18 protein-coding genes are annotated in these 26129 nt (G+C 43.9%); 12 read left to right on the forward strand and 6 right to left on the reverse strand.

Annotated elements, in window-relative coordinates; translation table 11 throughout:
* The first annotated feature begins 37 nt into the window (after positions 1-37).
* On the forward strand, positions 38-1330 hold the full coding sequence (locus B3Q63_RS00370; RefSeq protein WP_296172447.1) for a translocation protein TolB: 1293 nt from the start codon (positions 38-40) through the stop codon (positions 1328-1330).
* A gap of 315 nt (positions 1331-1645) precedes the next feature.
* Here the strand turns inward: B3Q63_RS00370 and B3Q63_RS00375 are convergent, their stop codons facing one another.
* From B3Q63_RS00375 to B3Q63_RS00385, 3 genes are all read right to left on the reverse strand, one after another.
* Positions 1646-2278, reverse strand: a complete 633-nt coding sequence (locus B3Q63_RS00375) for a c-type cytochrome (RefSeq protein WP_201618702.1) — start codon at positions 2276-2278, stop codon at positions 1646-1648.
* Positions 2279-2354: 76 nt separating this feature from the next.
* A complete protein-coding gene (locus B3Q63_RS00380; RefSeq protein ID WP_201618647.1) occupies positions 2355-3956 on the reverse strand; it encodes a flavin monoamine oxidase family protein in 1602 nt (533 codons plus the stop codon).
* A 356-nt stretch (positions 3957-4312) separates the two neighbouring features.
* Positions 4313-5752, reverse strand: coding sequence for a cytochrome c (locus tag B3Q63_RS00385; RefSeq protein ID WP_296172449.1), 1440 nt, complete (start codon positions 5750-5752; stop codon positions 4313-4315).
* A 690-nt stretch (positions 5753-6442) separates the two neighbouring features.
* Between B3Q63_RS00385 and B3Q63_RS00390 the strand changes: the two genes are divergently transcribed.
* Positions 6443-6736 (forward strand): hypothetical protein, encoded by a 294-nt coding sequence (locus B3Q63_RS00390; RefSeq protein WP_296172451.1) that lies wholly within the window; start codon positions 6443-6445, stop codon positions 6734-6736.
* A gap of 90 nt (positions 6737-6826) precedes the next feature.
* Here B3Q63_RS00390 and B3Q63_RS00395 read toward each other — a convergent pair whose 3' ends face one another.
* Positions 6827-7450 carry a flavodoxin family protein gene (locus tag B3Q63_RS00395; RefSeq protein ID WP_296172453.1) on the reverse strand — a complete coding sequence of 208 codons (624 nt, stop codon included), beginning with the start codon at positions 7448-7450 and terminating at the stop codon, positions 6827-6829.
* Positions 7451-7986: 536 nt separating this feature from the next.
* Here B3Q63_RS00395 and B3Q63_RS00400 point away from each other — a divergent pair.
* Positions 7987-9249, forward strand: a complete 1263-nt coding sequence (locus B3Q63_RS00400; protein WP_296172455.1) for a YeeE/YedE family protein — start codon at positions 7987-7989, stop codon at positions 9247-9249.
* Positions 9250-9371: 122 nt separating this feature from the next.
* On the opposite strand, the gene B3Q63_RS00405 is transcribed toward B3Q63_RS00400, so the two are convergent.
* Positions 9372-10268, reverse strand: coding sequence for a polyphenol oxidase family protein (locus B3Q63_RS00405; protein WP_296172457.1), 897 nt, complete (start codon positions 10266-10268; stop codon positions 9372-9374).
* 88 nt (positions 10269-10356) lie between these two features.
* Positions 10357-11427, reverse strand: coding sequence for an RluA family pseudouridine synthase (locus B3Q63_RS00410; protein ID WP_413500535.1), 1071 nt, complete (start codon positions 11425-11427; stop codon positions 10357-10359).
* A gap of 915 nt (positions 11428-12342) precedes the next feature.
* Between B3Q63_RS00410 and B3Q63_RS00415 the strand changes: the two genes are divergently transcribed.
* The 9 genes from B3Q63_RS00415 (at position 12343) to nrdA (ending at position 25737) form a co-directional block, all read left to right on the forward strand.
* Positions 12343-13506, forward strand: coding sequence for an outer membrane protein assembly factor BamD (locus tag B3Q63_RS00415; RefSeq protein ID WP_296172460.1), 1164 nt, complete (start codon positions 12343-12345; stop codon positions 13504-13506).
* Positions 13507-13682: 176 nt separating this feature from the next.
* Entirely contained in the window at positions 13683-15878 is a 2196-nt protein-coding gene (locus tag B3Q63_RS00420) for a DNA primase (RefSeq protein ID WP_296172462.1), read from the forward strand.
* 697 nt (positions 15879-16575) lie between these two features.
* Positions 16576-18498 (forward strand): RNA polymerase sigma factor RpoD, encoded by a 1923-nt coding sequence (gene rpoD / locus B3Q63_RS00425; RefSeq protein WP_296172463.1) that lies wholly within the window; start codon positions 16576-16578, stop codon positions 18496-18498.
* Positions 18499-18761: 263 nt separating this feature from the next.
* Entirely contained in the window at positions 18762-20009 is a 1248-nt protein-coding gene (locus B3Q63_RS00430; RefSeq protein WP_296172465.1) for a multidrug effflux MFS transporter, read from the forward strand.
* Positions 19996-20586 carry a TetR/AcrR family transcriptional regulator gene (locus tag B3Q63_RS00435; protein WP_296172467.1) on the forward strand — a complete coding sequence of 197 codons (591 nt, stop codon included), beginning with the start codon at positions 19996-19998 and terminating at the stop codon, positions 20584-20586. Before B3Q63_RS00430 ends, B3Q63_RS00435 begins: the two co-directional genes overlap by 14 nt.
* A gap of 382 nt (positions 20587-20968) precedes the next feature.
* Complete coding sequence (gene tenA / locus B3Q63_RS00440) at positions 20969-21616, forward strand: thiaminase II (RefSeq protein ID WP_296172469.1); 648 nt, start codon at positions 20969-20971, stop codon at positions 21614-21616.
* Between the two features lie 86 nt (positions 21617-21702).
* Positions 21703-22401, forward strand: a complete 699-nt coding sequence (locus B3Q63_RS00445; protein ID WP_271133118.1) for a class I SAM-dependent DNA methyltransferase — start codon at positions 21703-21705, stop codon at positions 22399-22401.
* Positions 22402-22528: 127 nt separating this feature from the next.
* Positions 22529-22909 (forward strand): YbeD family protein, encoded by a 381-nt coding sequence (locus B3Q63_RS00450; protein WP_192524586.1) that lies wholly within the window; start codon positions 22529-22531, stop codon positions 22907-22909.
* A gap of 551 nt (positions 22910-23460) precedes the next feature.
* Entirely contained in the window at positions 23461-25737 is a 2277-nt protein-coding gene (nrdA, locus tag B3Q63_RS00455; RefSeq protein WP_296172475.1) for a class 1a ribonucleoside-diphosphate reductase subunit alpha, read from the forward strand.
* The last annotated feature ends 392 nt before the right edge of the window (positions 25738-26129 follow it).

Here is a 26129-nt window from a genome sequence, read left to right on the forward strand (position 1 = left end):
AAAAAACATTATCCCAACCTAGGAGTTCGATTTGGTCATGCGCATCCATACAAAACTATGTCTCTCTTTACTTGCCAGCACCTCAAGCTTATTGCTTGCTCCTAGCGTCTTTGCAGCACCCGTCGTTCTAGAGTTGGATTATGAGATTCCGGTGCAGCAGAACCAAGTGGCTTTTGTGCCCTTTGCTGGTGACACGACCTTATCGTCTATTGTCTTAAATGATTTAAGTAAAACAGAGCTAAAAGTCACCAGTCAAAACCTACCGCAGCAGCCGCGCAGTAGTAGCGAGTTAGCAGGCACACTACCTGTATGGCAAAGCATGGGTATCCCTTATCTTGTCGTTGGTAGCACGCGCAGTAATCGCGGTAAAGTCGTCACCGATTATGAAGTCATCGATATCAAATCTGGGCGCGTGATAGAAGGCAAACAAAGCCTCACCGCTGATAATAATAAAGAAAGCATGCGTTACGCAGGTCATGTTATCGCTGATAAAGTATATGAGCTTATCACAGGCATTCCCGGCGACTTCTCAGGACGCATTGCCTATATCGAAGAGATTGGCACTGGCAAAGAGAAAATATCGCGCCTAAAAGTGATGGATGCTGATGGCGAAAATGCCAAAACCATTACCGAGGTGGCAGGCTCTATTTTCTCGCCTACATGGTCACCCGACGGCAATCGCATCGCTTATTCAGTGCAGCGCGATAAGTCTTATCCTGTTATCTATGTACAAAGCGTGAGCGGCGGCAGTGCGACACCATTAACGCCCTTCCCTGGTAGCAATCTTAGCCCTTCATTTTCACCAGACGGTAGCAAGATACTGTTTTCTAGTAGCTTTGAAGGCAGTGCTGATATTTATGAGATGAGCGCCAGCGGCGGTACGCCTCGACGTATCACCAATTGGCCAAGCAGTGAAGTGCAGCCGAACTATGCCCCTGATGGCAAATCTTTTGTCTTCGTCAGTGACCGTGCAGGGTTTAACAAACCGCGTATCTATCGTTATGAATTTGGTTCAGGACGTACGACTCAAGTATCAAGCAGTGGTTATGCGACCAGCCCGCAGTTCAGTAGCGATGGCTCACAAATTGCCTTTTTAAGTGGTCGCTCAGCTGCCATTATGAACAGTGGCGGCGCGGTCACTGCCAACTTAGGCAATACTGGTATCGACGAAGCTCCAAGTTTTTCGCCCAATGGTAAACGTGTGGTTTACGCCTCAAAGCAAGGCGGTAAAGGCGTACTGACCATCAAATCATTGAATGGTGGCGAATCATTTGGTAAATCTGGTCAAGGTACTATCCGCTCGCCAGTTTGGTCAGCGAGTCCTAAATAGCTTATGAATTTATTAAATTGTTATTTTACCAATTAAGCAAATCCTAGAAATGAAATCCTCGATATAAAAAAGCGCCTAATAAGTCATTAGGCGCTTTTTTTGGCTTGAAACAATTGAGCGATTTTTATAGTAATAATCAGTGATATAGTAGAATTACTTTAAAATCGATACAGTACGACTGGGATGAATTTTTCGTAGCCTCTGTGATAACAGCAAGCAAGGAAAATTTATACCAGTCGCACACAGCTATAATGTCTCGCTTTTATTTTGAACTGACTATACTAAAAATAAGCACTAAAACATTAACTCATTGTATTACTCATCACTAGGATCGCTGGCTGGTGGAACTGCGTGTCTTAGCTGCGCCACATCTTCAGCGGTAACCGTATCAGTATAACCATTTAAATCACTGACCACATACTGAGTGACCGCCGCCATCTGCTCATCATTCATCATCTTATGGAAGGATGGCATACCACGAAAGCCATTAATCAAGATATCAATGATGTAATACTTCGATTGCATCTTACTGTTATCAGCCAGGGGCGGATAATAACCTGCGCCATAAGCACCCTCGCCTTTATGCATATGACAAGCGGCACAAGAGTCGTGATACAGTTTCTTACCATCTGTCGTCACAAAAGCATTCGTGCCTTCAAACTTGGCTTCCCATTCGGCAATACTTGGATCGCTATCCATAGTAGGAAGTGAGCTGTTATCGACGATATTGATAGCAGGGGCAGCAAGCTCCTCACGGCTCATATATACGCCGCCCCACGCCCCCGTATTACGACTTGCTTGATAGTCATTGGTTGTCAAGGAGTCTTGATCTTGTACCGTAGAAATGGTCACTTCATCATCTGACTGTTGACTACAGCCTAAAAGCGCTGCACTGCTCAGCAAACTTAGCAGCATCACAGTCAGCAGTTTGGGGGTCATGTTTTTCATGACTTTTTTCTTCACGACTGCCTTATTCACGATTGCATTGTCCATGATAGCCTCTGAATTTTTATAGTTATTCATATTAACCCAGCATTTTTGCTTTTTTATGTAGGCGCTTGGCGGCATCCATACCAGATAAAATAGCACCTTCTTGCCATGCCGGAATGTGTGAGCAATGCTCGCCCGTGAGTACAATACGATTATCAATACTACACAAGGTGTCATAATGCTGACGACGAGTCGACTCATTCCAAATACCATAACAACCAAGTGTCCACGGGATACGGTGCCAGACGACTGATGTACCGGCGCGGAACTCTTTTGGATACTGAGGATGGATATACTTACCGTAAGCCAGCGCGACATTGATACGCTCTTGCGGGGTTAAGGTATTAAATTTATAAGAAGTTGGGCCGTAGCCATACGCGCCCAACAACACACCTGTACCGTCTTTGAACATATTTTCTGAAGGATAAGCAATCTGCGCTATCGGCATATCGGTATAGGTCAAGCCGCCATAGATCCATTCGTCCTCTTCCCAAAAGCGGCGATTAAACTCTAAGCCCACTTTATAAGAAGTCTCGTAAGGCACAGCTGCCATCGCCTCTTTCATCGGTTTTGAGACGTTGATATCAATTTGGGTCAGTACCGTTAGAGGAATATTACACACACACCAATCAGCACGAATGGTTTTGGTCGCGCCATTTGGGCTATTGCTGTCGACATAATCAACGGTAACGCCACTTTCATCTTGATGAATCTTGGTCACTTTGGCATTAAACTCAATCATATCGCGGCATTCACGGGTGAACGCATCACCGATTTTACCCATACCGCCAACAGGCTGAAACATGGTTGGCTGATGCGCATAGGTCATATGGTTGCCATAAATATCTGCCCACATGCCTGAATCTAATATCTCACTGATAGGCAAAGGCTTTGATGGGGTTTCATCGGGCATCAAGCCACCACCCGGAAAAACACTATAACCACGATGCTTACTGGTCGCATTGCTGGCACGGTAGCGATAGTCTTTATCGAGTACCCCCCAACCTTTTAAGCCTTCTAGGAGCTTTTCTTTATCTTCTTTATTAACCGAACGATCAAGACCGCCAACATTGACCGCTTTTGATAATAGTTCTGATACATGCCCTTGGATGTCGTTTTTTACATCACCCAAGCGCTGCGGCACACCATTAAAATGGGTGCTACGATGCAGATAAGCGCGGTCATTGGTCTGAATAAAAGGCTGCATCTCAACGCCGAACTGTTTGCAATAATGAAAAACGGCATAGTGATGGCTTGGCAAACGCCATGGTCCACCATTAAAATAGTTACCTTCTTCAAAATCGCAGGTGACTTCTTCGCCGCCAAGCTCAGTATATTTATCACCGCTATTGAGCGTCCAACTACGACCGCCACCACGGTTTTGGAACTCGAGCACCTTGACATCATAGCCCGCTTTACGTAGCTCGTAAGCCGCAGTCAGGCCGCCAAGACCGGCGCCAAGTATGACGATACTAGCGCCCGGCGGTGCACCCTTAAGGTCCATGGTTTCTTTAAAGCTCGATTCTGAGGCAAATCCTAACGTCGTCATTGCCTGATACATGGCGGTTGCGCCCGCTGTTTTACCAATCATCGAGAGCAGTTGGCGCCGCGTTGGTGATTGAAGCATGTCTTTCATAATAATATCCTTAAAGTAGACGTTCGTGCATGACGGTAAACACGGGTGCTTAGACACTGATTCTTAGACACTGGTTTTATTGATAAACACCTATCTTTATTTATCAGTATGTATGCTATTTATCAGCTTGGCTTAATTCTACGTTTATTTGCCAAGCTGCCCTACCGTATTGCCGTTAACCCCTGTCTTATAATAACTGTTTGATAATAGCTGTCTTATAATAACTACCTAAAACGCATTTATAAGCTTACTAGTCCGCTGTTTGATTGAGTTTTTTGCTATTTGTATGACGTCAATTGAACGTAGTTAAATCGAAACCATGGCAATCGAAGTCATTACAAATAGCGAAATTCGAATTAACAGCGGCGCTTAGAACGTAAAATGGCTCGTATAATAAATATAATGACCGCAATAGCAACGAGAATACCGATGATTGCCAATAAACCTGCGTACTTGATTAAGAAAGGTTTATCCACCCCTGTGTTGGCGATGCGATCGACATCAGCAGCACTGACCTCACTGTTAGCAAGCCCACCAAAATTGACACGTACATAGTTGGTAATGCCAGCAATCTGTTCACTGTTCAGCTCTTCTGAGAACCCCGGCATGATAGGCGACGTATCAGTCGCTCCCTCTACCCCATGCAATATCATATTAACGAGGGCATCAGGCTTTTCGCGGCGAATACTGCTGAGTCCCACGATAGGCGCATAACGCGCATCAGGCTGACCGTAACCATCGACACCATGACAGCTACCACATGCTGCTAGATATAGCGATTCTGGCGAATTGCTACCATTACTCACCTCTGTTTTTGCTTGGGCTAAATAATCTTTTTGCGCAAGTAGGTCATGAGTGATAGATTCATTGTCGGGCGTTGGCAAGCGTGACACATCAACAGCCGAGACCTTATCTTCTGTTTGAATGGCTGGTATCGCTTTTAGATACGAAGCAATGGCACTCAAATCTTCATTTTTTAGATAGCGGGTACTATGCGCGACTGCTTCACCCATGGGACCACCCGCATAAGCGCGTTGGTCTAGCTCACCGGTACGTAGATAGGTGATAATATCTTGCTCACTCCAACTGCCGATACCGCTCGACTCATCGGGCGTGATATTTGGCGCATGCCAATGACCAAGCTGAGCACCTGATAGATACATTTTTTTATCGAAACCCATGGTGCTATTACGCGGGGTATGACAAGTACCGCAATGCTCTAGATTGTTGACCAGATATTCACCGCGTTTTTGGGTCTCGTTCAGTCCGTCGCGCTTTTCGGTAGACGGTACATTGAGGAAATTCCAGCCAAGCATTAAGCTGCGAATGTTAAAAGGAAACGGTAAATTGGTTTTGTGCTTCGGGGCTTCATCGACGGCCGGTACGGTTTGCAAATAAGCAAACAATGCGCTGATATCTTCTTCCTTCATGCCGCTATAAGAAGGATACGGCATGGCCGGATACAGCATGTGGCTTGGTGCACGGCCTTTTTGCAAAGCGTTCTTTAAATCCGCTTCGGTATAATCGCCGATACCGTAACGTTTAGAGGGCGTAATATTGGTTGAATAAATCTCTCCCATCGGAGTTTCAATCACTGTGCCGCCGGTGTAATCCTCACCATGGCATGCCATACAGTCAGCAGCACGGGCAATATATGCACCGCGATTGACAAGCTCGCTATTGGCAGGGCTTACATTAGGCAAGCTGGCATTAGGAAGGTTAACACCTTCAGCCATTGCGGCGCTGGAGGTAATACCAATGACAAGCATCGATAACATCACAGAAAGTGGCTTCATAATATCCTCATATAGCTGGCACCTAGGGTGTTGTAATTATTGTTGGGATAAGACATTCGATATTGGGCAAGTTTTTATAACTGATGACTTATAATGCCCAATGCATAATCCATTAAATGAGGTAGCAAATCGTCCAGTAAATGCTTCATAAAAGAGGGTGATAAAAGCAACCTAATAAAAATAGTTGCTAAAGAATGTCTACTCACCTCACTAATGTAAGACTATTTCACGACTATTACTTGAATAGTAACGGATTGGCTGCATTTTTTTACAAAACTTAAAGAAACGCTTTAGCGCTGCTACCTTGGAATAAATTAATATGTATTTTTATATTATAATTATCAATAATTAGATAAATCCTTTAGAAAACAATCACTAAAGCCTAATAAATCTTAATTTCATCCGTAAAAACGAATATATAAAACAATTTATCTGCTAAATTTCGGCTTTATTGCTTATCATTATCAATTATAAGTGTACATAATAGATACATAGCGCTTAGGGTCAATCGCCTTTTTATGTCGTGATATCTGCTGTTCTCTCTAGCTTACACATTATCTCAACCTTAATAATAAATAGCCTTTTGTATCCTCCATTGTTTTGTTTATGATAAGCGCCATGCTAATGTCGCGCATTATTTTAACGTCGTTAACCATTTTAAAATCGCCAACTAGCGCCCGAGATGTCCTTATGAAATCAGTTGCCTTTATATGTCTGCTTGTAGCGACGATACCTCTGACAGGTTGCCAATCTTTTCAATTTGTCGAAAGCCCAATTCCTGTCAAAAATCTCCCTGCGAAAACTTTCGCTGTTAAAGACCGGCCATTAACCACTGTACCTAATGAAAGTATCTCTACCCCTACCGCTGCATTAGTTATGATTATTCCTGCTAAGAATACTGTTGATAATCCCTTTATCATTGATAATGATGTTACTAGAACCATTGTGGTTAAAAAGGTAGCAACACAAAATAACGCTCAATAAAAAAAACAGATATCGATTTGATATCTGCTTTTTTGTTTTGCCCTTCATAAAGTATTCAAAATACTGATAGCGCCTGAGTGACTGCTTAGGCTAGTTTTTAGCGGCTTCCATTTGCTGTTTAGGCTGATGCTTGATAATGGTCTTCGCCAAATGGTCACCAAACCAGATAGCTGTATCAATATCGCCCTTCCCTGGGGTTTCTTCAGGTGGACCATCTAGCGACTGAGTCATCAAACCCAAAAAACTTGAAAGACGATTTAAATCATGCGCTTCATGACCCGTTGGCATAAGCGGCAAACCTATCCAATTCATCCCGTGCTGCATGGTATAAAGACAAATCTGCTGCAAGACGGCAAGCTTATCACCACTCAAACCGCCTGAATTGGCAAAGCCTGCGGCCCACTTACCTTCCCATTTACGATGATACCAACGCTTGGATGTCTCATCCATAAAGGTCTTAAAGCCTGCCGTCACGCTGCCCATATATACGGCACTACCAAAAACTAGTAAATCCGCCTGATCCAAAAACTCCCAATCGACATCATGAACATCGACCGCTTTGGCTTGTGCGTCTGGCAATTGCTGGCGCGCGCCCATCACTATAGCTTCGGCAACACGCCTAGTATGTCCGTAGTTACTATGGTAGATGACAGCCATCGATAAGTTAGGCGGATTGTCCGTGGAAGCTGAGGAAGGCGTGATAGATGTAGTCATACGAACTCTAATAATGGATTGGGTGAATAGTAGTGATGCTGCAAATGTTCAATAATCTTTATTATAAATACTTTAGGTGGCTACTGTTATGTAGCAGCTAACTATTATTATATAGGACAGCGGACGCATTAATTCATTGATATGAGGCAAGCTTTGATAAATTCAACCTTCACTGAGCTGCGCTATTTTTAGACGCTGAACTTAAAGGCGAAATTAAATGGATGATATAGTTATTAATATGACTAGATACAGAGAAGCATAGCGAAATACAGTGAAACACAGCGAAAAAAAGATATCGGCTCAATATTTCCATGTCATACCATTCATTCATTGATTTTTATCTACTTATTCCATATATGAATATAATTATTCCCGCTCTTCTTGTAGTGATTCTTTAAAACGGGTCTATCATATAGCCCTTATTCAATCATACCTAGAAAAATCTGTTGGATATTCCAAATACCTTATCATAACCAATGATACAAACCATGAACAATGAACTCTGAAATATTATATCAGAGAAGGATGTGATTCCCTTGACGACTATAACGACGAGCGTTCAGCCCGTGAACGATACACGAGAGCCTATTGCTAAAGAGACGCTGGCTTTAAATAATCCACAAAAACCATTGATAATAGCTGGTGTTATTGTTGGTTTTATCCTGCTGGTCTATCTGTCTATTACCCAGACTACCGCCCAGCCGCTGCTTTTTGCTATCGGCTTATTGCTCGGCTATACCCTATTTCATGCCCGCTTTGGTTTTACTTCTGCCTTTAGACGCCTGATGTCGGTTGGTAATGGGCAAGCAATGCGTTCTCATATGCTGATGTTGGCCGTTGCGGTTACGTTGTTTGCGCCCATTCTTGCTTATGGAACGACGATTTTTGGCGGCTCGGTCGCAGGTTATGTGTCGCCAGTTGGTGTCAGTTTACTGGTCGGCGCTTTTGTATTCGGTATTGGCATGCAGCTTGGCGGCGGCTGTGCTTCTGGCACGCTTTACGCAGTAGGCGGCGGGCGTTCGGTGATGTTTATCACCTTTATTTTCTTCGTCATTGGCGCGACCATTGGTGCTTATCATCTGCCGTTTTGGACAGAAGAGATGCCGTCCTTTGCGCCTTTTTCTTTAGCCACCTCTACTGGTCTTGGTTATAGCGGTGCTTGGGTGTTGTCTTTGGTACTGTTTGCTTTGATTGCGTGGGTTACGCTCGTTGTTGAGCAAAAGACCAAGGCTCCAAAGATGGCTCCCGTTCCAACTGAGTCAGGTTGGAGACGTATTTTTCGAGGTTCTTGGCCGTTATTCGCAGCCGCCATTGTCTTAGCGATATTAAATGCTTTAACCTTGCTCACGCGTGGTCAACCATGGGGCATTACTTCTGCATTTTCATTGTGGGGCTCTAAAATCGCCAGCAGTTTTGGTGTTGATGTTGCCAACTGGGGCTATTGGCAAGGAGCGAATGCCGCTGCATTAAATGCGTCTATTTTCGCTGATTCAACCACAGTCATGAATATCGGCATTATCATTGGCGCTTTTATTGCCTCAGCAGCGGGTGGTTTATTCAAATTCACTCAGATTACTTTGGGGAATTTCGCCGCTTCGGTGATTGGCGGATTAATGATGGGTTATGGTGCACGTTTGGCATTCGGCTGTAACATCGGTGCTTACTTCGGCGGTATCGCCTCTTTTAGTGCTCATGGTTATATATGGGGCATCATGGCGATGGCAGGGACTTTTTTAGCCTTATATCTGCGTCCTTTATTCGGGCTGTCTGTGCCAAAATCGAATGATTCTGTATGCTAATTCATCAAATGTCGTCTTAATAAAACAAAAAAATAGCAGGCTTATCATTAGCCTGCTATTTTTTTATTGCATCATCAATATAATGCGCTTCATTACTTAAAAACTATTGCCAATTGTTTGCATCAAGAAACAGCAAGGCTGCGAACAATGACCAATGCCATACGTCCTGTCGCAGGCTGCTGAAGATGCGTTTGACGCCGATAAGAATAATAATGCAGGTCAGCATAACTACAAAGTATAGCGGCCTCATTGCTGACTATAATACCTGCTGCACTTAATTGGTCAGCCGCCAATTGTGGTAAGTTCAGCTTAATTTTATCCGCTTCAGAAGCTAAAACGTAACGTTCCTCAAAGCTCTCTAGATGATGCGCTGCTAAGGTTTGATTTTCAATACAACCTGTTAACAGCTTATCTCGTACTTGCCTGCCGACTTCATAATTTTCTTGACTGATACAAACCCCAATCCACGCCATGATTGGTTCAGAGCTGCTAAAGCGTTCAACCGTCGCTTTAATAACACCGCATGCCAGCCCTTGCCAGCCTGCATGTATAGCGGCTATCTGCCCCGTTGCCGGTTGGTATAAGACTATCGGCACACAATCGGCGGTCATCACCGCAAGCCCTAATTCCGCTTGGCAGCTGACCATGGCATCGGCGTCGAGCGGACGCATAGCCAGCGCAGTCGCATCGATATCATGAATCTGCTTACCATGAACCTGATTGAGCCAGTGTAAGCTATCAATAGGCTGGCGCTGTGTTGCTGCCAATTGCTCATTGATAGCGCTCAGCAAATGCATGCGATTGTTTAAGACCGTCTTTGCATTGTCATTAACATGCAAGCCTAAATTTAGCGCCCCATAACTTGCTTGGGTTTGCTGGTCTGTTTGCAGCTGATTTTGCAAATTAGCAGCAGTACCGTCAACATTATCATCACTGATAAAAGCCGCTGTTTGGAAAACAGCCACTTCATCAAGCTGAGCGAGCGAGGTAATAGGAAGCTTGTTTATTGTGCTAGTCATGGTCGATTTACCACACTTCTCGTTATCGTTATTAAGGCATTAGCGCTAATTTATACTTTTTAAATAAACATCATGAAGTCATTAATGATTATTCTTCGTCATAACCATCGCTTAAGACTGCCATCAATTGCTGCATATCTTCGGGGATGGGTGTGGTGACTTCGATATCTTCACCAGTCGTTGGGTGAACGAAACCCAAGGTATAAGCGTGCAATGCTTGGCGCGGGAAATTATTAATCGCTTGGCGCTGCGCTTCTGTTAAACCAGCACGCAATTGACGACGACCACCGTAGACACGGTCACCGACTATCGGATACGTAATATGGCTAAGATGCACGCGAATTTGATGCGTACGCCCTGTCTCCAGACTGACGTCTAGCAGACAGTAGTTATCGTTAAGCGGCGTCACGGTTAATAAATGGGTAACGGCTTCGCGTCCTGCCGTCATCACGGTCATTTTGGTACGCTGATTGCGGTGGCGACCAATCGGCGCGTCAATACGACGATGACGCAGTAAACTCGCTGCATCCCCTGCTACCACACATTGATAATGACGATAGACGGACTTGTCTTTGAGCTGCTCCATCAAGGCCATTTGCGCAGGCTTGGTTTTACCAATAAGCAATAGCCCTGAGGTATCTTTATCAATACGGTGTACCAGTCCGGCACGTGGCAAATGGTGCTGCTGCGGGTAGTGATACAGTAGCGCATTGACCAAGGTGCCGGTTTGATTGCCAGCGCCAGGATGGACAACCATACCAACAGGTTTATTAATTACTAAAACATCGTCGTCTTCATAAACCACCTCGATATCGATATTTTCTGGTTGATCTTCGCTATGCTGCTGCAGGGTCGTCGATAAATGTAAGATATCACCGGCTTTGACACGGATTTTTGGTTTTTGCACACTACCGTTATAAAGTAAGCTGCCGTCAGTGATCCACCCTTGTAGCTGGGCACGCGAAAAATCGGTAAATACTTTTGACGCCAATTTATCAATACGTAAACCCGCTTCCTCTTCTACTACCGTATGTGTGACATCAACGATGACAGGGACGGCTTGGCCAGCGACTGACGCTGCATCATCGCCGTCCTCATCGTCTTCTTCATCAAGTAGCTCACCATCCACCAATTCATCTAGCTCATCATCATCGGACAGCTCTTGCATCTGCTCATCAGGCGCACTTTCATGGTCAGCAAGCAGCTCATTATCCTCTAATAACTCATTTGGCATCGTCGATTTTTGCACGGGTGAACCTTTCGTTGGTGAAGTTTTCATGGCTAACTGTTGCGCGGATAACTCTTGCGCAGATAGCGTTTCTGATGTTGATATATTAGCATCTAGCGGTTGATTCTTAGGTAAATTGGTCGTCATAGCATCATTATTCATAGCGGATTCATACATGGTAAAGTCGCTTACATTGTTTTGTAAGCCGACCTCATAAGAGAGCAGACTAACGCTTGCTGACCGGCAAAAATAAGTGCGGGCAAAAAAAAGCAAAAGTCACATCGTCATAGTGTAACATGCTGAACGCCTAAGCCCTACAGAAGCTGCGCGTTATCTATGATTTTATCATGACCATGCGACAGGTTCTCAGCCGTCATATACTGGGCGTTACTCGCTAGATTAACTCTCTAAAATATAACATGGCTGTAATTTACTGTATATTTGTCCTTGTCAGCCATATTCATTATCGCTCGTGACAGCGGCTCATGCTACACTACGGAACAATGTCACCATACACAAAGCATTAGCGTAACCAGACATAAAGCATTCGCCGTTTAACTACAAAATAGATAACGAAAAAATAGACGAAGCAAAGGTTATTCTATAAAGTAAGCCATGTTTTGCTGTATGCTATGGCACTGAATTTTTAAAATAAATATATTTTATTCATACGAGCAAAACTGCATTCGATAAAAATTCTGTTGCTAATGAGTGCGCTTATTTATAGCGCCTACTCATTAATAGACAGTTAACGGATGCCGCAAGCATCGTTTTTTCATTATTATCCTTTTATTATTTAGCCTAATAGCGTCGCTGCTATTACGCGTCTTGTGTCGGAGAAGAAGTATGCAAGCTGTTGGCAATACGTTTATCAAACTGTCCTCAATCACCCTACTTGCCCTAAGTATCAACTTGGTGGGTTGTCAAACGTTTAAAAACCTAACCGGCGGTAAAGACGTGGATGCGGTTGAAACTGCTGAGAAGTCAGAGCAGCGTTACTATAATGACGCCATCGCCCAGATTGATAAAGGTCGCTATACGCAAGCTGTTGAAGATTTGACCAATCTGCGCACCTTTTATCCGACCGGACAATATGCCGAACAAGCATTGCTCGATATGATGTACGCTCAATATGAAAGTGGCAAGTTTGAGACCGCTGCAGCCAGTGCTGAGCAATTTATTAATTTGTACCCGTCTAATCCGCAAGTTAGCTATGCTTACTACGTACGCGGCGTGGCCAATATGCAAGGCTCATCAGAAGGTCTAAAACTGTTTAAGCTCAATCAAGCTGAGCGTGATACCGCGTATTTGCGTATTGCCTTTGCCAATTTCCAAGAGCTTATCAATAAATATCCTAACAGCCCTTATGCGCCAGATGCCGCTCAGCGTATGACTTTTATCTATAATCAGTTTGCCGAAAGCGAGATGAGTGCGGCGAATTGGTATATTGAGCGCGAAGCCTATGTCGCGGCTGTAAACCGTGCCAAGTGGGTGTTCCAATACTATCCATTAAGCGAATCAGTGCCTGATGCTATTGCGGTATTGGCTTATAGCCATGAAAAACTCGGTCTTAATGACTTGGCTAAAGAATATAAAACCCTGTTGCAGATTAACTATCCAAACATGCTAAGCGCTGATGGACGCGTTAAATTGAATACCAAACGTGAGCGCTCTTTGTTGAATAAATTGACCTTTGGGCAATTGAACCGCTTTAATAAAGATACCTCGGTTGCAACAGGCAACTACAGCGGTGCTACCAAAACCCAAGTGATTCGCAATGCCAATCAATTAAGATTGCCAAGTGATAATGCGGCAGCAGCGAATGCTAACGCACCGCTAAATATGTCTCCTAAGCGTGCCAATAGCGGTATCAATGTAGGTTTAGGTTTGCCTGAAGCATCGACTGAGCGCGTGACGAGCCAATCGAGCACTGGTGATACTGCTAGAGAAGCCGATGTCGATCCACAAAACATGAACCCTGTACGCCGTACCACATTACCTGCTGAATAAGTTGATACTACTCGCGTCTATTTTAGACGCTTAGTACCTATCATCACAAATAAGGTCAACGTTCTGTTGGCCTTATTTTTCTGTTTTTACTTCTTATAATTTTTATCTACTGTCAGTTTTTTCCTAGCTGATTGTCGATGCTTAATATAATTGACCTATGGTAAACTGTTTTTTGTATGAGCATTCCTAACCATATTCTCGAACAATTAAATAGCCAAGCTGACTTAATCAGTATCATTGGGCGTCATACCACGCTCAAACGTGCGGGTAGTGAGTACAAAGGCTGCTGCCCGTTTCATGGCGAAAAATCGCCGTCTTTTTATGTCAATCCGCAAAAGAACATCTATCACTGCTTCGGCTGTAGTGTCGGTGGTAACGCCATCAGTTTTTTGCGTGATTATGAAAACTTAACCTTTATCGAAGCGGTTAATGAGCTGTCCAAACAAACGGGCATCGAAGTACCAAAAGAAGAGCAGCAAAACGTCAGCTATCAGCGTGCCCCAATTAAGCCAAAAGTTAAGCCAAAAGCTAAGCCGGAAACCAAGCCAAAAACCGCTATTGAGCCAGCAACATCGGCAGCAGCAACGCACCCACAATCGACTAATAACCAACCTGTAGCCGATACTCAGCCATCCATAAACGTGCCAGCTGCTGATACGCAACCGCCAGCTTATAACGACAACTATGACAATTATCCGCCATTAGAGGCGTATGATTCCGTTCCTTATGCAACCGATGGCTATGATGCTAGCTATCAAGGTGACACCAACTATCAAGACGATAGTAGTTATCCGCCTGCATGGTTAACCGGTGATGCTGATACTACTGCTCTCTACGATGATAATAGCGTCTCTGATAAAGACGGCAATCTTTACGAGTTGCTAGAGCAAATCCAGCAGTTTTATCAGCATAATCTCACTATCCATCCGCATGCCAAGCATTACTTTTTATCGCGTGGCATCACCGAAGACATCTTTGAAACTTTTGGTCTCGGCTATGCGCCCTTTGGTTGGCAGCATCTTGAACATCAATTCCCGCAGGACATTGAAGGCCTTAAAGCCTTGGGCTTAGTGCGCAAATCAGAATCTGGGCGCGATTACGACCTACTTCGTGATCGGGTTATTTTCCCAATTCGCGACAACCAAGGTCGCACCATTGGTTTTGGCGGTCGCGCGCTTGATGACGAGATAAAGCCCAAATATATCAACTCATCTGACTCGCCGGTTTTCCATAAGCAGCATGTACTATACGGCTATTACGAATCTCGCCAGCAGCGCGCAAATGATTGGCTGGTGGTCGAAGGCTATATGGATGTCATTGCCCTTTATCAAGCAGGGATTTATGGTGCGGTAGCTTCTATGGGCACGGCGATTAATGAGAGCCAAATATCACGGCTGTTGACATTAAACCCTACCCTAACATTGAGCTTCGATGGTGATAGCGCGGGACAAAAGGCCGCTTGGCGCACCCTTGAAGTCGCGCTGCCTGTACTTGGCGATGATAAAGAGCTACGGTTTTTAACCTTACCTAACAATCATGACCCTGATACCTTTATAAAAAGTCAGGGCGCGGATGCGATGCGTGAGCAAATCGCTACGGCCATGCCGCTATCACAGTATATTTTTGCTTACTTAAGTGAACGCTACGACTTAACCTTGGCAGAAGGTAAAGCCAAGCTTATGTCTCAAGTGCGCGCATTGACCACCGCCCTACCTAAAGGCAGTAGTTTCCGCTATCTTTTGAATAATGACATTTATCAAAAGCTGGGCGGTAAACGTAGTCAAAACAAAGATGCCAAAGACGCGCTGCTAGATTTTGATGGCGATATGACCATCAGTCAGCAATTGCAGCTGTGTTTTTTGTTCCAGCCGCGCGCTTTAAGTGATGACCCTATCGAAGCCATTTGGCAGCAGGCAGGTATTAATGATTTGCAGCTGCCGGCGCATATTAAACAAAAAGCCTCTGCTGATATATTGCGTCCACTGGCTTGGGAAGACCTGCAAGATAACGCCCTGCTCGATATCGTCAGCACCATTAAGCGCTGTCTTAATTATTTGCCTAAAGACGCCAATGCAGCGGCGCACTTTATCTTATCCAATGTCAAACCCAGCACCCAAGAGACGCTTAGCCGCGATTGGGGCGGATTTTATAAAGCGCTTACCACGCGCAATATCTTAAGCCTTGATGGTTTGGTTGAAGAGTTGGTCAGCCAGTTGATTGAACGTCATATGAAGAAAAAAATCCAAGATTTGGTTAAGAACCCCGACAATATAAAACTGGCGATTGTCCGTAAGCAGTCACAATTATTAAACGACTGGTTACGCGCGCAACAAGCTGAGCAATCGGCACAAATGGCAACGGTAAAATCTTAACGGCTAGGCTGGGATACGTCCTAGATTTTATTTATGGGCAGCGACCCTTTAAAAGCATCGCGGTTGCCCCCACTATTAATGATTATACCCAGTTGCATATACCGCCCTCAATCAGGCTACTGATAAAAAACCAATGGGTGAAAAATAATGGGTAATATCATTAATAAACACCAGATAAATGCTAGATAAATAGCGGCGAGTGTCACTAGCTCGTGCTTGATTACGCTGGTCTGTGTTAAACTGTGTCGCTAACTATTTATAGCCCGACTTAATAGATAACGATAAACCCGCATCATTAAGCACAATTTTAGCTAAAAGCACGGCTCTAGGTGTGCATTTTCAAAGCGCTTTTTAAAACATAAATTTTAAATCGCTGTATTTTTGAATGACCATCTTTTAGCTCATAGTATTTTTTAGGGTTGTTTTTTAATTAATAGTATTTTTCAGATAACCGTATTTTTAGGCAACCGTATTTTTAGGTAATATGATTTTGAAGTATTTTGCGCATGACCAATTTTTAGCGGTTTTTTAGTATTGTAATTGTAGTATTTTGAGCCTTTATTCATATCCACTCATTTTTGTTATTATTGACAACCTTTACGCCATATTTTGATGAATCGATTGATTATATCAACGCACCCAGCGAGCGATAGCGAGTCACAATATAAAAATGTCCGATACAAGCAAGCGAGTATTTATGAACGATAAGTCAGTTTCTAAGTCCACATCTCAACTGGCCACCTTAATCCAAATGGGTAAAGAGCAAGGGTATTTGACCTATGCTGAGGTGAATGACCAACTGCCCGACTCTATTACTGAAAGTGATCAGATTGAAGATATCGTGCAAATGCTAACGGACGTTGGCATTAAAATTTTTGAATCTGCGCCCGACGCCGATGACATCTTGATGAACGATGATTCAAGCGATGATGACATGGCAGCCGATGAGGCAGCAGCAGTTTTGGCTTCGGTCGAGACTGAGCCTGGTCGTACTACTGACCCTGTGCGTATGTATATGCGTGAGATGGGTACGGTTGACCTTTTAACCCGTGAAGGCGAGATTGCCATTGCTAAGCGTATCGAAGAAGGTATTCGTGACGTGCAGCATGCCATGTCTTACTGGCCGGGTACGGTACAGTTCGTCCTTGATGAGTACCAAAAAGTCCAAGATGGCGAGAAAAAATTGTCTGACGTCATCACGGGTTTCTTAGACCCTGAAACCGAAGAAGACAAAATCGCCGCCCAAGAAGCAAAAGAAGCGGCGAAAGAAGAACGCGAGCGTATTAAAGAAGAAAAAGAGAATCCGCCAGTTATCAAACCAAAGGCCAATGCCAAAGCTGCGCTTGACGATGATGATGAGGACGATGAAGTCGAAGTTGAAGAAGAAGCCGAAGAAGAAACCGGCGGTATCGATCCAGAAGAAGTACGCTTACGTCTAGAAGAGATCGAGCACTTATTTATCAAAGCCAAGCAAGCCTTGCTTGATTATGGCCGTGGTAGCGTAGAAGCAGATGCTGCTTATGCCTTACTTGCCGAACGCTTTATGATGTTGAAGTTAAACAATCGCTTGTCAGACCAAGTGATGGCTATCATGCATGACGTCTATGACGATGTGCGTAAGCAAGAGCGTCAAATCATGCGTTTGGTGATTCGCCGTGGTCGTATGCCGCGTGATGAATTCCGTAAAACTTTCCCTAGCAATGAAACCAACGTTGATTGGCTCATTGAGCGTATTAAAGGCAAGCCTGCTTTTGGGGGTACGCTAGAAAAAGTCGCTGACGATGTGATTTTACTACAACGTAAAATTCGTGATTACGAGCAGCAGCTCGATATGAAAATCCACGACATGAAAGACGTCGCCCGTCGTATGGCGGTTGGTGAAGCAAAAGCGCGCCGTGCCAAAAAAGAGATGGTCGAAGCTAACTTGCGTCTGGTAATTTCTATCGCTAAAAAATATACCAACCGTGGTCTACAGTTCTTGGACTTAATCCAAGAAGGTAATATCGGTCTGATGAAAGCAGTTGATAAATTTGAATACCGCCGTGGTTATAAATTCTCAACCTATGCTACATGGTGGATTCGTCAGGCGATTACCCGCTCTATCGCTGACCAAGCGCGCACGATTCGTATTCCTGTGCATATGATTGAGACCATTAACAAGATAAACCGTGTCTCACGTCAATTGCTACAAGAAATGGGCCGCGAGCCGACACCTGAGGAATTAGGCGAACGCTTAGAGATGGACGAAGTTAAAGTCCGTAAAGTGCTAAAAATTGCCAAAGAGCCTATCTCTATGGAGACGCCAATCGGTGATGATGAAGACTCGCACCTAGGCGACTTTATCGAAGATGGTACGATTTCAAGCCCTGTCGATGATGCGACCGCAGCTGGCCTGCGTGAAGCGACGCGTGACGTTTTGGGTAATCTAACTGAGCGTGAAGCACGTGTGCTAAAAATGCGCTTTGGTATCGATATGCCAACTGACCATACCTTAGAGGAAGTTGGTAAGCAGTTTGATGTCACGCGTGAGCGTATCCGTCAGATTGAGGCAAAAGCCTTACGTAAATTGCGTCATCCTTCACGTTCTGAACACTTACGCTCATTCCTTGAAAATGACTAATTTAAATAGTATGTGCTAAGCACATCTTATTACGCCTAGTGACAAACCAAAAAAGCTGAGTATATCTCAGCTTTTTTGTGCCTGTTATTTAATGGCTGTTATTTAATGGCTATTAGCTTTTACTTATTAAATATAGAGCCGCTATAGCATGAGATAAGCAATTAATTCATAAAAATATTGCCTTTATTTAAAATATCGAGTATAACTACCTACCGTTCGGTAGTTAAAAAATTAAATAGATAAATAGTTAATAGTGCACTCTTATGAATAAACAAACCCATGTAAACCACATCAGTATCAAAACCGTCATCTCTCTTGCCATCATTGTGGCGCTTGGCCCTGCAGCGATTGATATGTATTTGGCCTCAATGCCGAATATGGCAACAGACCTCAATACCTCCTACGCCACCACGCAAATCACGTTGACCGTCTTTCTTATCTTTATGGGTTTAGGACAGCTGGTATTTGGTCCCGTATCTGATGCCATAGGACGAATAGCACCATTATTTGCAGGCTTGCTGGCATATATTGGCGCTTCCGTGTGGGCGATGTGGGCACAAAGTATTGAAAGCCTAATCTTTGCTCGTATCTTGCAAGGTCTTGGCGCCTCTATGGCTATCGTGGTGGTGATGAGCATGGTACGCGATCTCGTCGATGGACCAAAAGCGGCACAAATTTATGCTTTATTAAATACCATTGTGGCATTAGGTCCAATCGTCGCGCCAGCAATCGGCGGTATCGTCGGTGCGCATTATGGTTGGCGCGGTGTCATGTTTATTTTGGCGGCGTTAGGTATAATTGTGCTGATTAATACGCTGTTGAATATCAAAGAAACCTTGCCAAAAGACAAGCGCATTCAATTAAATATAAAAAATATTACAGGCATTTATGTCGGCATATTAAAGAACAAAACCTTTGTCTTTAATCTCTTTGCGCTATCTGCGGTGTATTTCTTTTTGTTTGCCTACATCGGTGGTTCTGCTTATGTCTATCAAACAGACTATGGTCTTAGCCTAGAGCAATTTGGTTTTGTCTTTGGTTTGACCAGTATCAGTCTGATTTTAGGGGCTTCTTCTACCGCTTATTTGGTCAAAAAAATATCAGCATCACATTTGGCCTTAATCGGTGCCGGTGTCATGATGCTCGGTAGTACCGTTTGCATCGTCGCTTATCTGCTATCGATGGGTTTGGTCGGTATTGTCACTGGCATCGCGTTAGGATTGTTTGGTCTTGGCGTATTGGAAGCGACGTTAATGGCAATTGCAATGGACTCGCAGCGCAGCGCTTTAGGTTCAAGCGCAGCTTTATTGGGCGCCATTCCTATGTTACTCTCATCCACTGCCACACCCATCGCAGGACAATTGGTTGAAATAAACACCTTATATTGGTTAATCTTGCTAGGTGCCATGGGACCTATTATTTTGGCATTGGTCTATCTTGGTTCTAGAAGCTTAAAACCTTATAACAGTGTCGCCATACCATCATTAGAGGAGGCCTATGCAAAGCCATAAACCACGTTCAAGTGCTAAGCAACGTATTATTGATGCTGCGTTTGAGCCTTTCTTTATGCATGGCTATGAGGGCGCATCACTCAGTGATATTGCTAAGGCGGTGGGCATCCGCAAAGCCTCTCTCTATACGCATTTTGCCAGTAAAGAAGCGATATTTTTAGAATTGCTGCAAGATGCTCTCGAGTCAGAATGTGCGTTTATTAAGTCATGCTTTGCGACGACTAGTGAATTTACTGCTCCCGGTGAAGCGTATTGCCATGCTTTTGAAGCGCGTTATGAAAGCGCAATTACCTTACGGTTTTTAATTCGCATGGCCTATACCGCACCTGTGCACCTAACTGATACCAGCGCGGCGACTTTTAATGTCTATATAAAGGTGCTGACTGAGCACATACAGCTTGCTCTACAGCCTTATCAGCTCGACTCTGAGCAGCTAGAGCTGTATACCGATGCTTATCTAGGCGTAATCGATAGCTTAAGTGTGGAGCTGCTATATGCAGAAGGCTTATATGAGCGCCGTTTTAAAGCCATGCTGATGCTCTATCACACTGCTATTGAACAGCTCGATAAAAAATAACTTTTTAAATCTAAGTTGCTTTTATTGAGGGTTATTTGGACATCACTTGCTAATGATGGCTGAGTTCGCCTATCATAGGGCTCAACTTCTTAAATAACAGCAGCTCAAAACCATTTAAATTTTATATTTATTATTAAAAAATAAACCTTGTCGGGGTGCTTTGATTTTGACGCTTTAACTACAATCAAAATCATGGCTGAGAGTTACCCGCGAACCTGATGCAGTTAGCACTGACGTAGGAAACAAGCGTGTCGATATATAAGTCACATTTACTTCATATTTTGCCAATCTATTTACCCTAGACTGGCAAATTTTTTGTGCCTTATCACTTCTCGTTTCCTGCCATTTGCTTGCTTGCGTTTTATAAAAGTAAGTAAAAACTATGGATTACCAAACGCTACGTCACAATTGTCCCACATGGGATGATTACATTCAGCATGATTTCGTCAAGCAGCTGACCGCTGGCACACTCGCCCCTGACAGCTTTCGCCACTACCTTGTGCAAGACTATTTATACTTAATTCACTATACCCGCGTGATGGCGCTGAGCGTATATAAGAGTGACACGCTGGCACAAATGCGCGTCGGTCAAGCAGGTATCAATGCCATGCTCGATATGGAAATTGCTATGTATTTGGATTTCTGTCATCAGTGGAATATACCACTTGAACAAGTAGAAAACGCTCCTGAATCTGCCGTCACCATCGCCTATAGTCGCTATATATTAGACGCTGCGATGTCAGGCTCGCTGGCCGAACTTTATGCCGCTATTGCGCCTTGTTTGATGGGTTATGGGGAAATTGGTAAACGCATCAAAGATGAGGGCTTTATCGCTGATAACCCTTATCAACCATGGATAGATGTGTTTTCCAGTGATGAGTTTCTATCGATTACCGCGCAGAACGAAGCACAGATTAATACGCTGCTAGCCGATGCCAGCCCTGCTCAGGCAGACAAGTTCCAACGGTTATTTAACACCGCCGCACGTATGGAAGTCAATTTTTGGCAGCAGGCGTTAGATTTGTCTTAATTTATACTCAATCTAGCTTGATTCTAAAAAAGCCCTCTAAAATCAAAAACAATGATCAATAATAACGATCAACAAGGAGAAACATCATGGCAGCATTCGATGAACACGCAAGCGCGTATGACAGCTGGTTTTTTGACAACCAAAACTTACTGACCAGTGAGCTAAAACTGGTCGCTCACTTCTTAGATAAAGACAGCGAGATATTGTCTATCGGCTGTGGCAGCGGTCTTTTCGAATCACTGTTAGCCAAAGATTACGGCATTCATATCACGCATGGTATCGAGCCTTCGAAAGATATGGCTGAAGTCGCTGAAAAGCGTGGATTGAAAGTAGATATCAGCCCTGCCGAGACCTGCGAGATTGAGCCTAATAAATTTGATATCATTATGTTTAACGGCAGCGTCAGCTATATCAGCGATTTGGATGTCTGTATCAAAAAAGCCTTTGATGCTCTAAAGACTGGTGGCAAACTTATCCTGATTGATGTGCCAAAAGAAAGCGGTTTTGCCAGCTTATACAATTTAGCCAGCGCGGTAGATACGTGGGAGCATCCACTACTCGAACACATCTCCCCTGCTGACCCTTATCCTATTGAGCTGGTGAAGTCAGCAAACTGGCGTACCTCTGATGAGAAAATCGAGTTAATGCAAGCCAATGGTTTTGTCGATTTTGAATATGCGCAAACTTTATTGACCCATCCTATGTATGCCAATGACAAGGTACAAGAGGTCATCGAAGGCTATGATCGCGGCGATTATGTGGCGGTATGTGGTTATAAAAAATAACGATTTTAATATGAGTTGTCGTTGGCTGACCCTTGAATAATATGATGAGTGGCCTTATAAATGGTGCATAAAGCGCTTATCGGCATAACCCATAAGCTCGTATTTTCACAAAGATAAGGACAACATCATGACTGATGATCCAAAAGACACCACTAACCCAAATCAAACGCCTAAAAGAGAAGTCAAAGTCACTGAGCTGGTCGCCAATGACGGTATCTTAAAAGGCAAAAAAACCGACGTACAAAATCCTGAGCTGTGGCAGTTCCCAATGAACTACCCACTCAGCATTATCGGTCATGAAGGCGAGCATGACAGCTTACTCAATGAAGTGAAGCTTATCCTTGGTAGCCAGTTTCCAGAGTTTGATTTGGCGTCTATGGAAGTTAAACCGTCAAAAACAGGACGCTTCCATTCGGTGCGTGCCAATTTATACTTGACCACCGTTGAGCAAGTGAACACGCTTTATGCATCACTTGATAATGCAAAAACGGTACGCATGGTCGTCTAATCATAGTTTTATCAATTTAAGAAAAACCAGTCCGTTTTTCGTCCGAATCGTCACTCATATGGGTGGCGATTTTCTATTGGCTGGGGTACAATCACCACCCGAAATATGCGCGCCATTCAACAGATTTGCGCGTGTTAATTTAGCCAACAATAAAAAGTAAATTCGCGCCATTTTTTACAAAACTTTTATTATTTTTCTTATTGGCGTCTAACCCTTATCCCATCGTCCTTTGCCAAAATTCGGACACGCTTTACCCTCTCATCAACATAGTTTGCCGCTAAAATCAATATAGCATTTTCAAAATTTTCCCGCTATATTGTGTCCACCTACTAACAAATACGCTATATGTAGTGCTCAGTGATTTAAACCCTCACTATGAGCAATGGCATCTTTTTGCCTAAAAAAACACTCTGCCATGACAGGATGTTATAGCGTCATAAAGATAGCGTGATAAAGAATGCCCGCCGGTATTAACCGCGCCGCATTACTATAAGTAACACTATAAGCATCATTATAAATTAATTGCCAAGCAATCAACTTACGAGGTCAGCATGACACATATCGATAAAATCCAAGTAACCAAACGTGATGGACGTTTAGAGCCTATTGATTTAGATAAGATTCACAAGGTTATCGAGTGGGCTGCTCATGATTTAGATAATGTGTCGGTATCACAAGTTGAGCTAAAGTCGCACATTCAGTTTTATGAAGGCATCAAAACTCGTGATATTCATGAGACCATCATCAAATCTGCCGCTGATCTTATCTCTGAAACCACGCCTGATTATCAGTATTTAGCCGCGCGTTTGGCCATCTTCCATTTACGTAAGATTGCTTATAATAAATTCACCCCTCCTCACTTGTATGACCATGTTAAAAAGCTAACTGATGCCGGTAAATACGATCAGCATATCCTAGCTGACTATAGCCGTGCGGAATTTGATGAGTTAGAAGAATATCTTGACCACTGGCGTGATATGAATCTTGCTTATGCTGCTGTCGAGCAAATGGCGGGTAAATACCTCGTGCAAGACCGCGTCAGCAAAACGGTTTATGAAAGCCCGCAGTTCTTATATATGCTCGTTGGTATGTGTTTATTTGCCAGCTATGAAAAGTCAGAGCGTCTCGACTACGTTAAACGCTTCTATGATGCAACCTCACAATTCAAAATCTCTCTACCAACGCCTATCATGTCAGGTGTACGTACGCCATCGCGCCAGTTCAGCTCGTGTGTATTGATCGAATGCGGTGATAGCCTAGACTCTATCAATGCCACCACCAGCGCTATCGTACGCTATGTATCGCAGCGTGCTGGTATCGGCATCAACGCTGGTCGTATCCGCGCCCTTGGTAGCCCTATCCGTGGCGGCGAAGCGCAGCATACTGGCTGTATTCCTTTTTATAAATTATTCCAAACTGCGGTTAAATGCTGCTCACAAGGCGGCGTCCGTGGCGGTGCAGCGACGTTATTTTACCCATTATGGCATTTAGAAGTTGAGTCGCTATTGGTACTGAAAAACAACCGCGGCGTTGAAGACAACCGTGTCCGTCACATGGACTACGGCGTCCAGCTAAACAAAACCATGTATACCCGTTTGATTAAAGGTCAAGATATCTCGCTATTTTCACCAAGCGACACCCCGGGCTTGTATGATGCGTTCTTTGAAGATCAAGACAAATTTGAAGAGCTATATACCAAATATGAAAATGACCCTAGTATTCGTAGCCGTCAAATTCCAGCCACTGAGCTGTTTAGTCTGATGATGCAAGAGCGCGCCAGCACCGGTCGTATCTATATCCAAAACGTTGACCATTGCAACACGCATAGCCCGTTTGACGCCACAGTTGCGCCGATTCGCCAGTCAAATCTATGTATGGAAATCGCCCTACCGACCAAGCCACTTGATAACATCAACGATGAAACCGGTGAAATCGCCCTTTGTACGCTATCAGCGGTCAACTTAGGTAAAGTTGAAAACGTTAGCGATATCGAAGAGCCAGCAGAATTAATCGTCCGTGCGCTTGATGCCCTGCTCGACTATCAAGACTATCCAGTCAAAGCGGCTGAAAATGGCAGTATGCGTCGCCGTACCTTAGGTGTTGGCGTGATCAACTATGCTTATTATTTAGCGAAAAATGGCGTGCGCTATTCAGACGGCAGCGCGCTTGGTCTAACGCATCAAACCTTTGAAGCATTACAGTATTACCTCTTGAAAGCGTCAAACAAATTGGCAAAAGAGCAAGGCGCGTGCCCTGCCTTTAATGAGACCACTTATTCGCAAGGTATCTTACCGATTGATACCTATAAAAAAGACTTGGACAAAATCTGCCAAGAGCCGCTACATCTCGATTGGGAAACGCTACGTGGCGAGATCACTGAGCACGGTCTGCGCAACTCCACCCTAACCGCCTTGATGCCGTCTGAGACCTCTAGTCAGATTGCCAATGCGACCAATGGTATCGAGCCACCACGTGGTCTGGTGTCTATCAAAGCGTCAAAAGATGGCATCTTAAAGCAAGTGGTGCCTGAGATTGATAAGCTAAAAGATCAGTACGAGCTACTGTGGCAAATGCCGAACAATGACGGTTACCTAAAGCTGGTCGCTATCATGCAGAAGTTCGTCGATCAAAGTATCTCTGCCAATACCAACTATGACCCAACGCGCTTTGATGGTCAGCGTGTACCGATGAAAGTATTGCTAAAAGACTTGTTGACGGCGTATAAGCTTGGCGTGAAAACTTTGTACTACCATAACACCCGTGATGGTGCGAACGATGCCCAAGCGGATATGGAAGATGATTGTGCTGGTGGTGCTTGTAAGATTTAGGCAAGTGATGAATGGCGGGTTTGGCTTTTGAGCTAAATCCGCTGTTCGCTGCTGTCGCGATTAGTGGGAAAATCGCAACGCTATTAAGAGTTGAGTTATTGTGATCTTTTTGTATATAAAAGTCACACAGAAAAATATGTAAAGTTAATTTTTAAAACTAACTTTAAGAAAAGAAGTATTAGGAATGTTTAAGATTTATTACAGGGAGGGTAAATATTTTGAAGGATTGAAATAGCTTAGCAAAGTTGCTGAAACAACCTCACTAAGCTAAGAAACTTAGAACAAACAAATGATTATTTAGAGTGTAGCTTTCAATAATCAGTCAGTTTTTAAGTTTCGATTCCTGATTCAACACCGAGAATCTTAACTTATTGTTTATGGAAAGTCTATGC

The sequence above is a fragment of the Psychrobacter sp. UBA2769 genome (assembly GCF_002352555.1).
Taxonomy (GTDB): Bacteria; Pseudomonadota; Gammaproteobacteria; order Pseudomonadales; family Moraxellaceae; genus Psychrobacter; species Psychrobacter maritimus.

What these genes read in the sequence shown, in the direction of transcription:
- tenA (WP_296172469.1), top strand. Translation starts at nt 20,969, where the DNA reads ATGGATTACCAAACGCTACGTCACAATTGTCCCACATGGGATGATTAC.
- B3Q63_RS00430 (WP_296172465.1), top strand. Translation starts at nt 18,762, where the DNA reads ATGAATAAACAAACCCATGTAAACCACATCAGTATCAAAACCGTCATC.
- B3Q63_RS00390 (WP_296172451.1), top strand. Translation starts at nt 6,443, where the DNA reads ATGAAATCAGTTGCCTTTATATGTCTGCTTGTAGCGACGATACCTCTG.
- B3Q63_RS00375 (WP_201618702.1), bottom strand. Translation starts at nt 2,278, where the DNA reads ATGAAAAACATGACCCCCAAACTGCTGACTGTGATGCTGCTAAGTTTG.
- rpoD (WP_296172463.1), top strand. Translation starts at nt 16,576, where the DNA reads ATGAACGATAAGTCAGTTTCTAAGTCCACATCTCAACTGGCCACCTTA.
- B3Q63_RS00445 (WP_271133118.1), top strand. Translation starts at nt 21,703, where the DNA reads ATGGCAGCATTCGATGAACACGCAAGCGCGTATGACAGCTGGTTTTTT.
- B3Q63_RS00435 (WP_296172467.1), top strand. Translation starts at nt 19,996, where the DNA reads ATGCAAAGCCATAAACCACGTTCAAGTGCTAAGCAACGTATTATTGAT.
- B3Q63_RS00415 (WP_296172460.1), top strand. Translation starts at nt 12,343, where the DNA reads ATGCAAGCTGTTGGCAATACGTTTATCAAACTGTCCTCAATCACCCTA.
- B3Q63_RS00395 (WP_296172453.1), bottom strand. Translation starts at nt 7,450, where the DNA reads ATGACTACATCTATCACGCCTTCCTCAGCTTCCACGGACAATCCGCCT.
- B3Q63_RS00420 (WP_296172462.1), top strand. Translation starts at nt 13,683, where the DNA reads ATGAGCATTCCTAACCATATTCTCGAACAATTAAATAGCCAAGCTGAC.
- B3Q63_RS00380 (WP_201618647.1), bottom strand. Translation starts at nt 3,956, where the DNA reads ATGAAAGACATGCTTCAATCACCAACGCGGCGCCAACTGCTCTCGATG.
- nrdA (WP_296172475.1), top strand. Translation starts at nt 23,461, where the DNA reads ATGACACATATCGATAAAATCCAAGTAACCAAACGTGATGGACGTTTA.
- B3Q63_RS00450 (WP_192524586.1), top strand. Translation starts at nt 22,529, where the DNA reads ATGACTGATGATCCAAAAGACACCACTAACCCAAATCAAACGCCTAAA.
- B3Q63_RS00385 (WP_296172449.1), bottom strand. Translation starts at nt 5,752, where the DNA reads ATGAAGCCACTTTCTGTGATGTTATCGATGCTTGTCATTGGTATTACC.
- B3Q63_RS00405 (WP_296172457.1), bottom strand. Translation starts at nt 10,268, where the DNA reads ATGACTAGCACAATAAACAAGCTTCCTATTACCTCGCTCGCTCAGCTT.
- B3Q63_RS00370 (WP_296172447.1), top strand. Translation starts at nt 38, where the DNA reads ATGCGCATCCATACAAAACTATGTCTCTCTTTACTTGCCAGCACCTCA.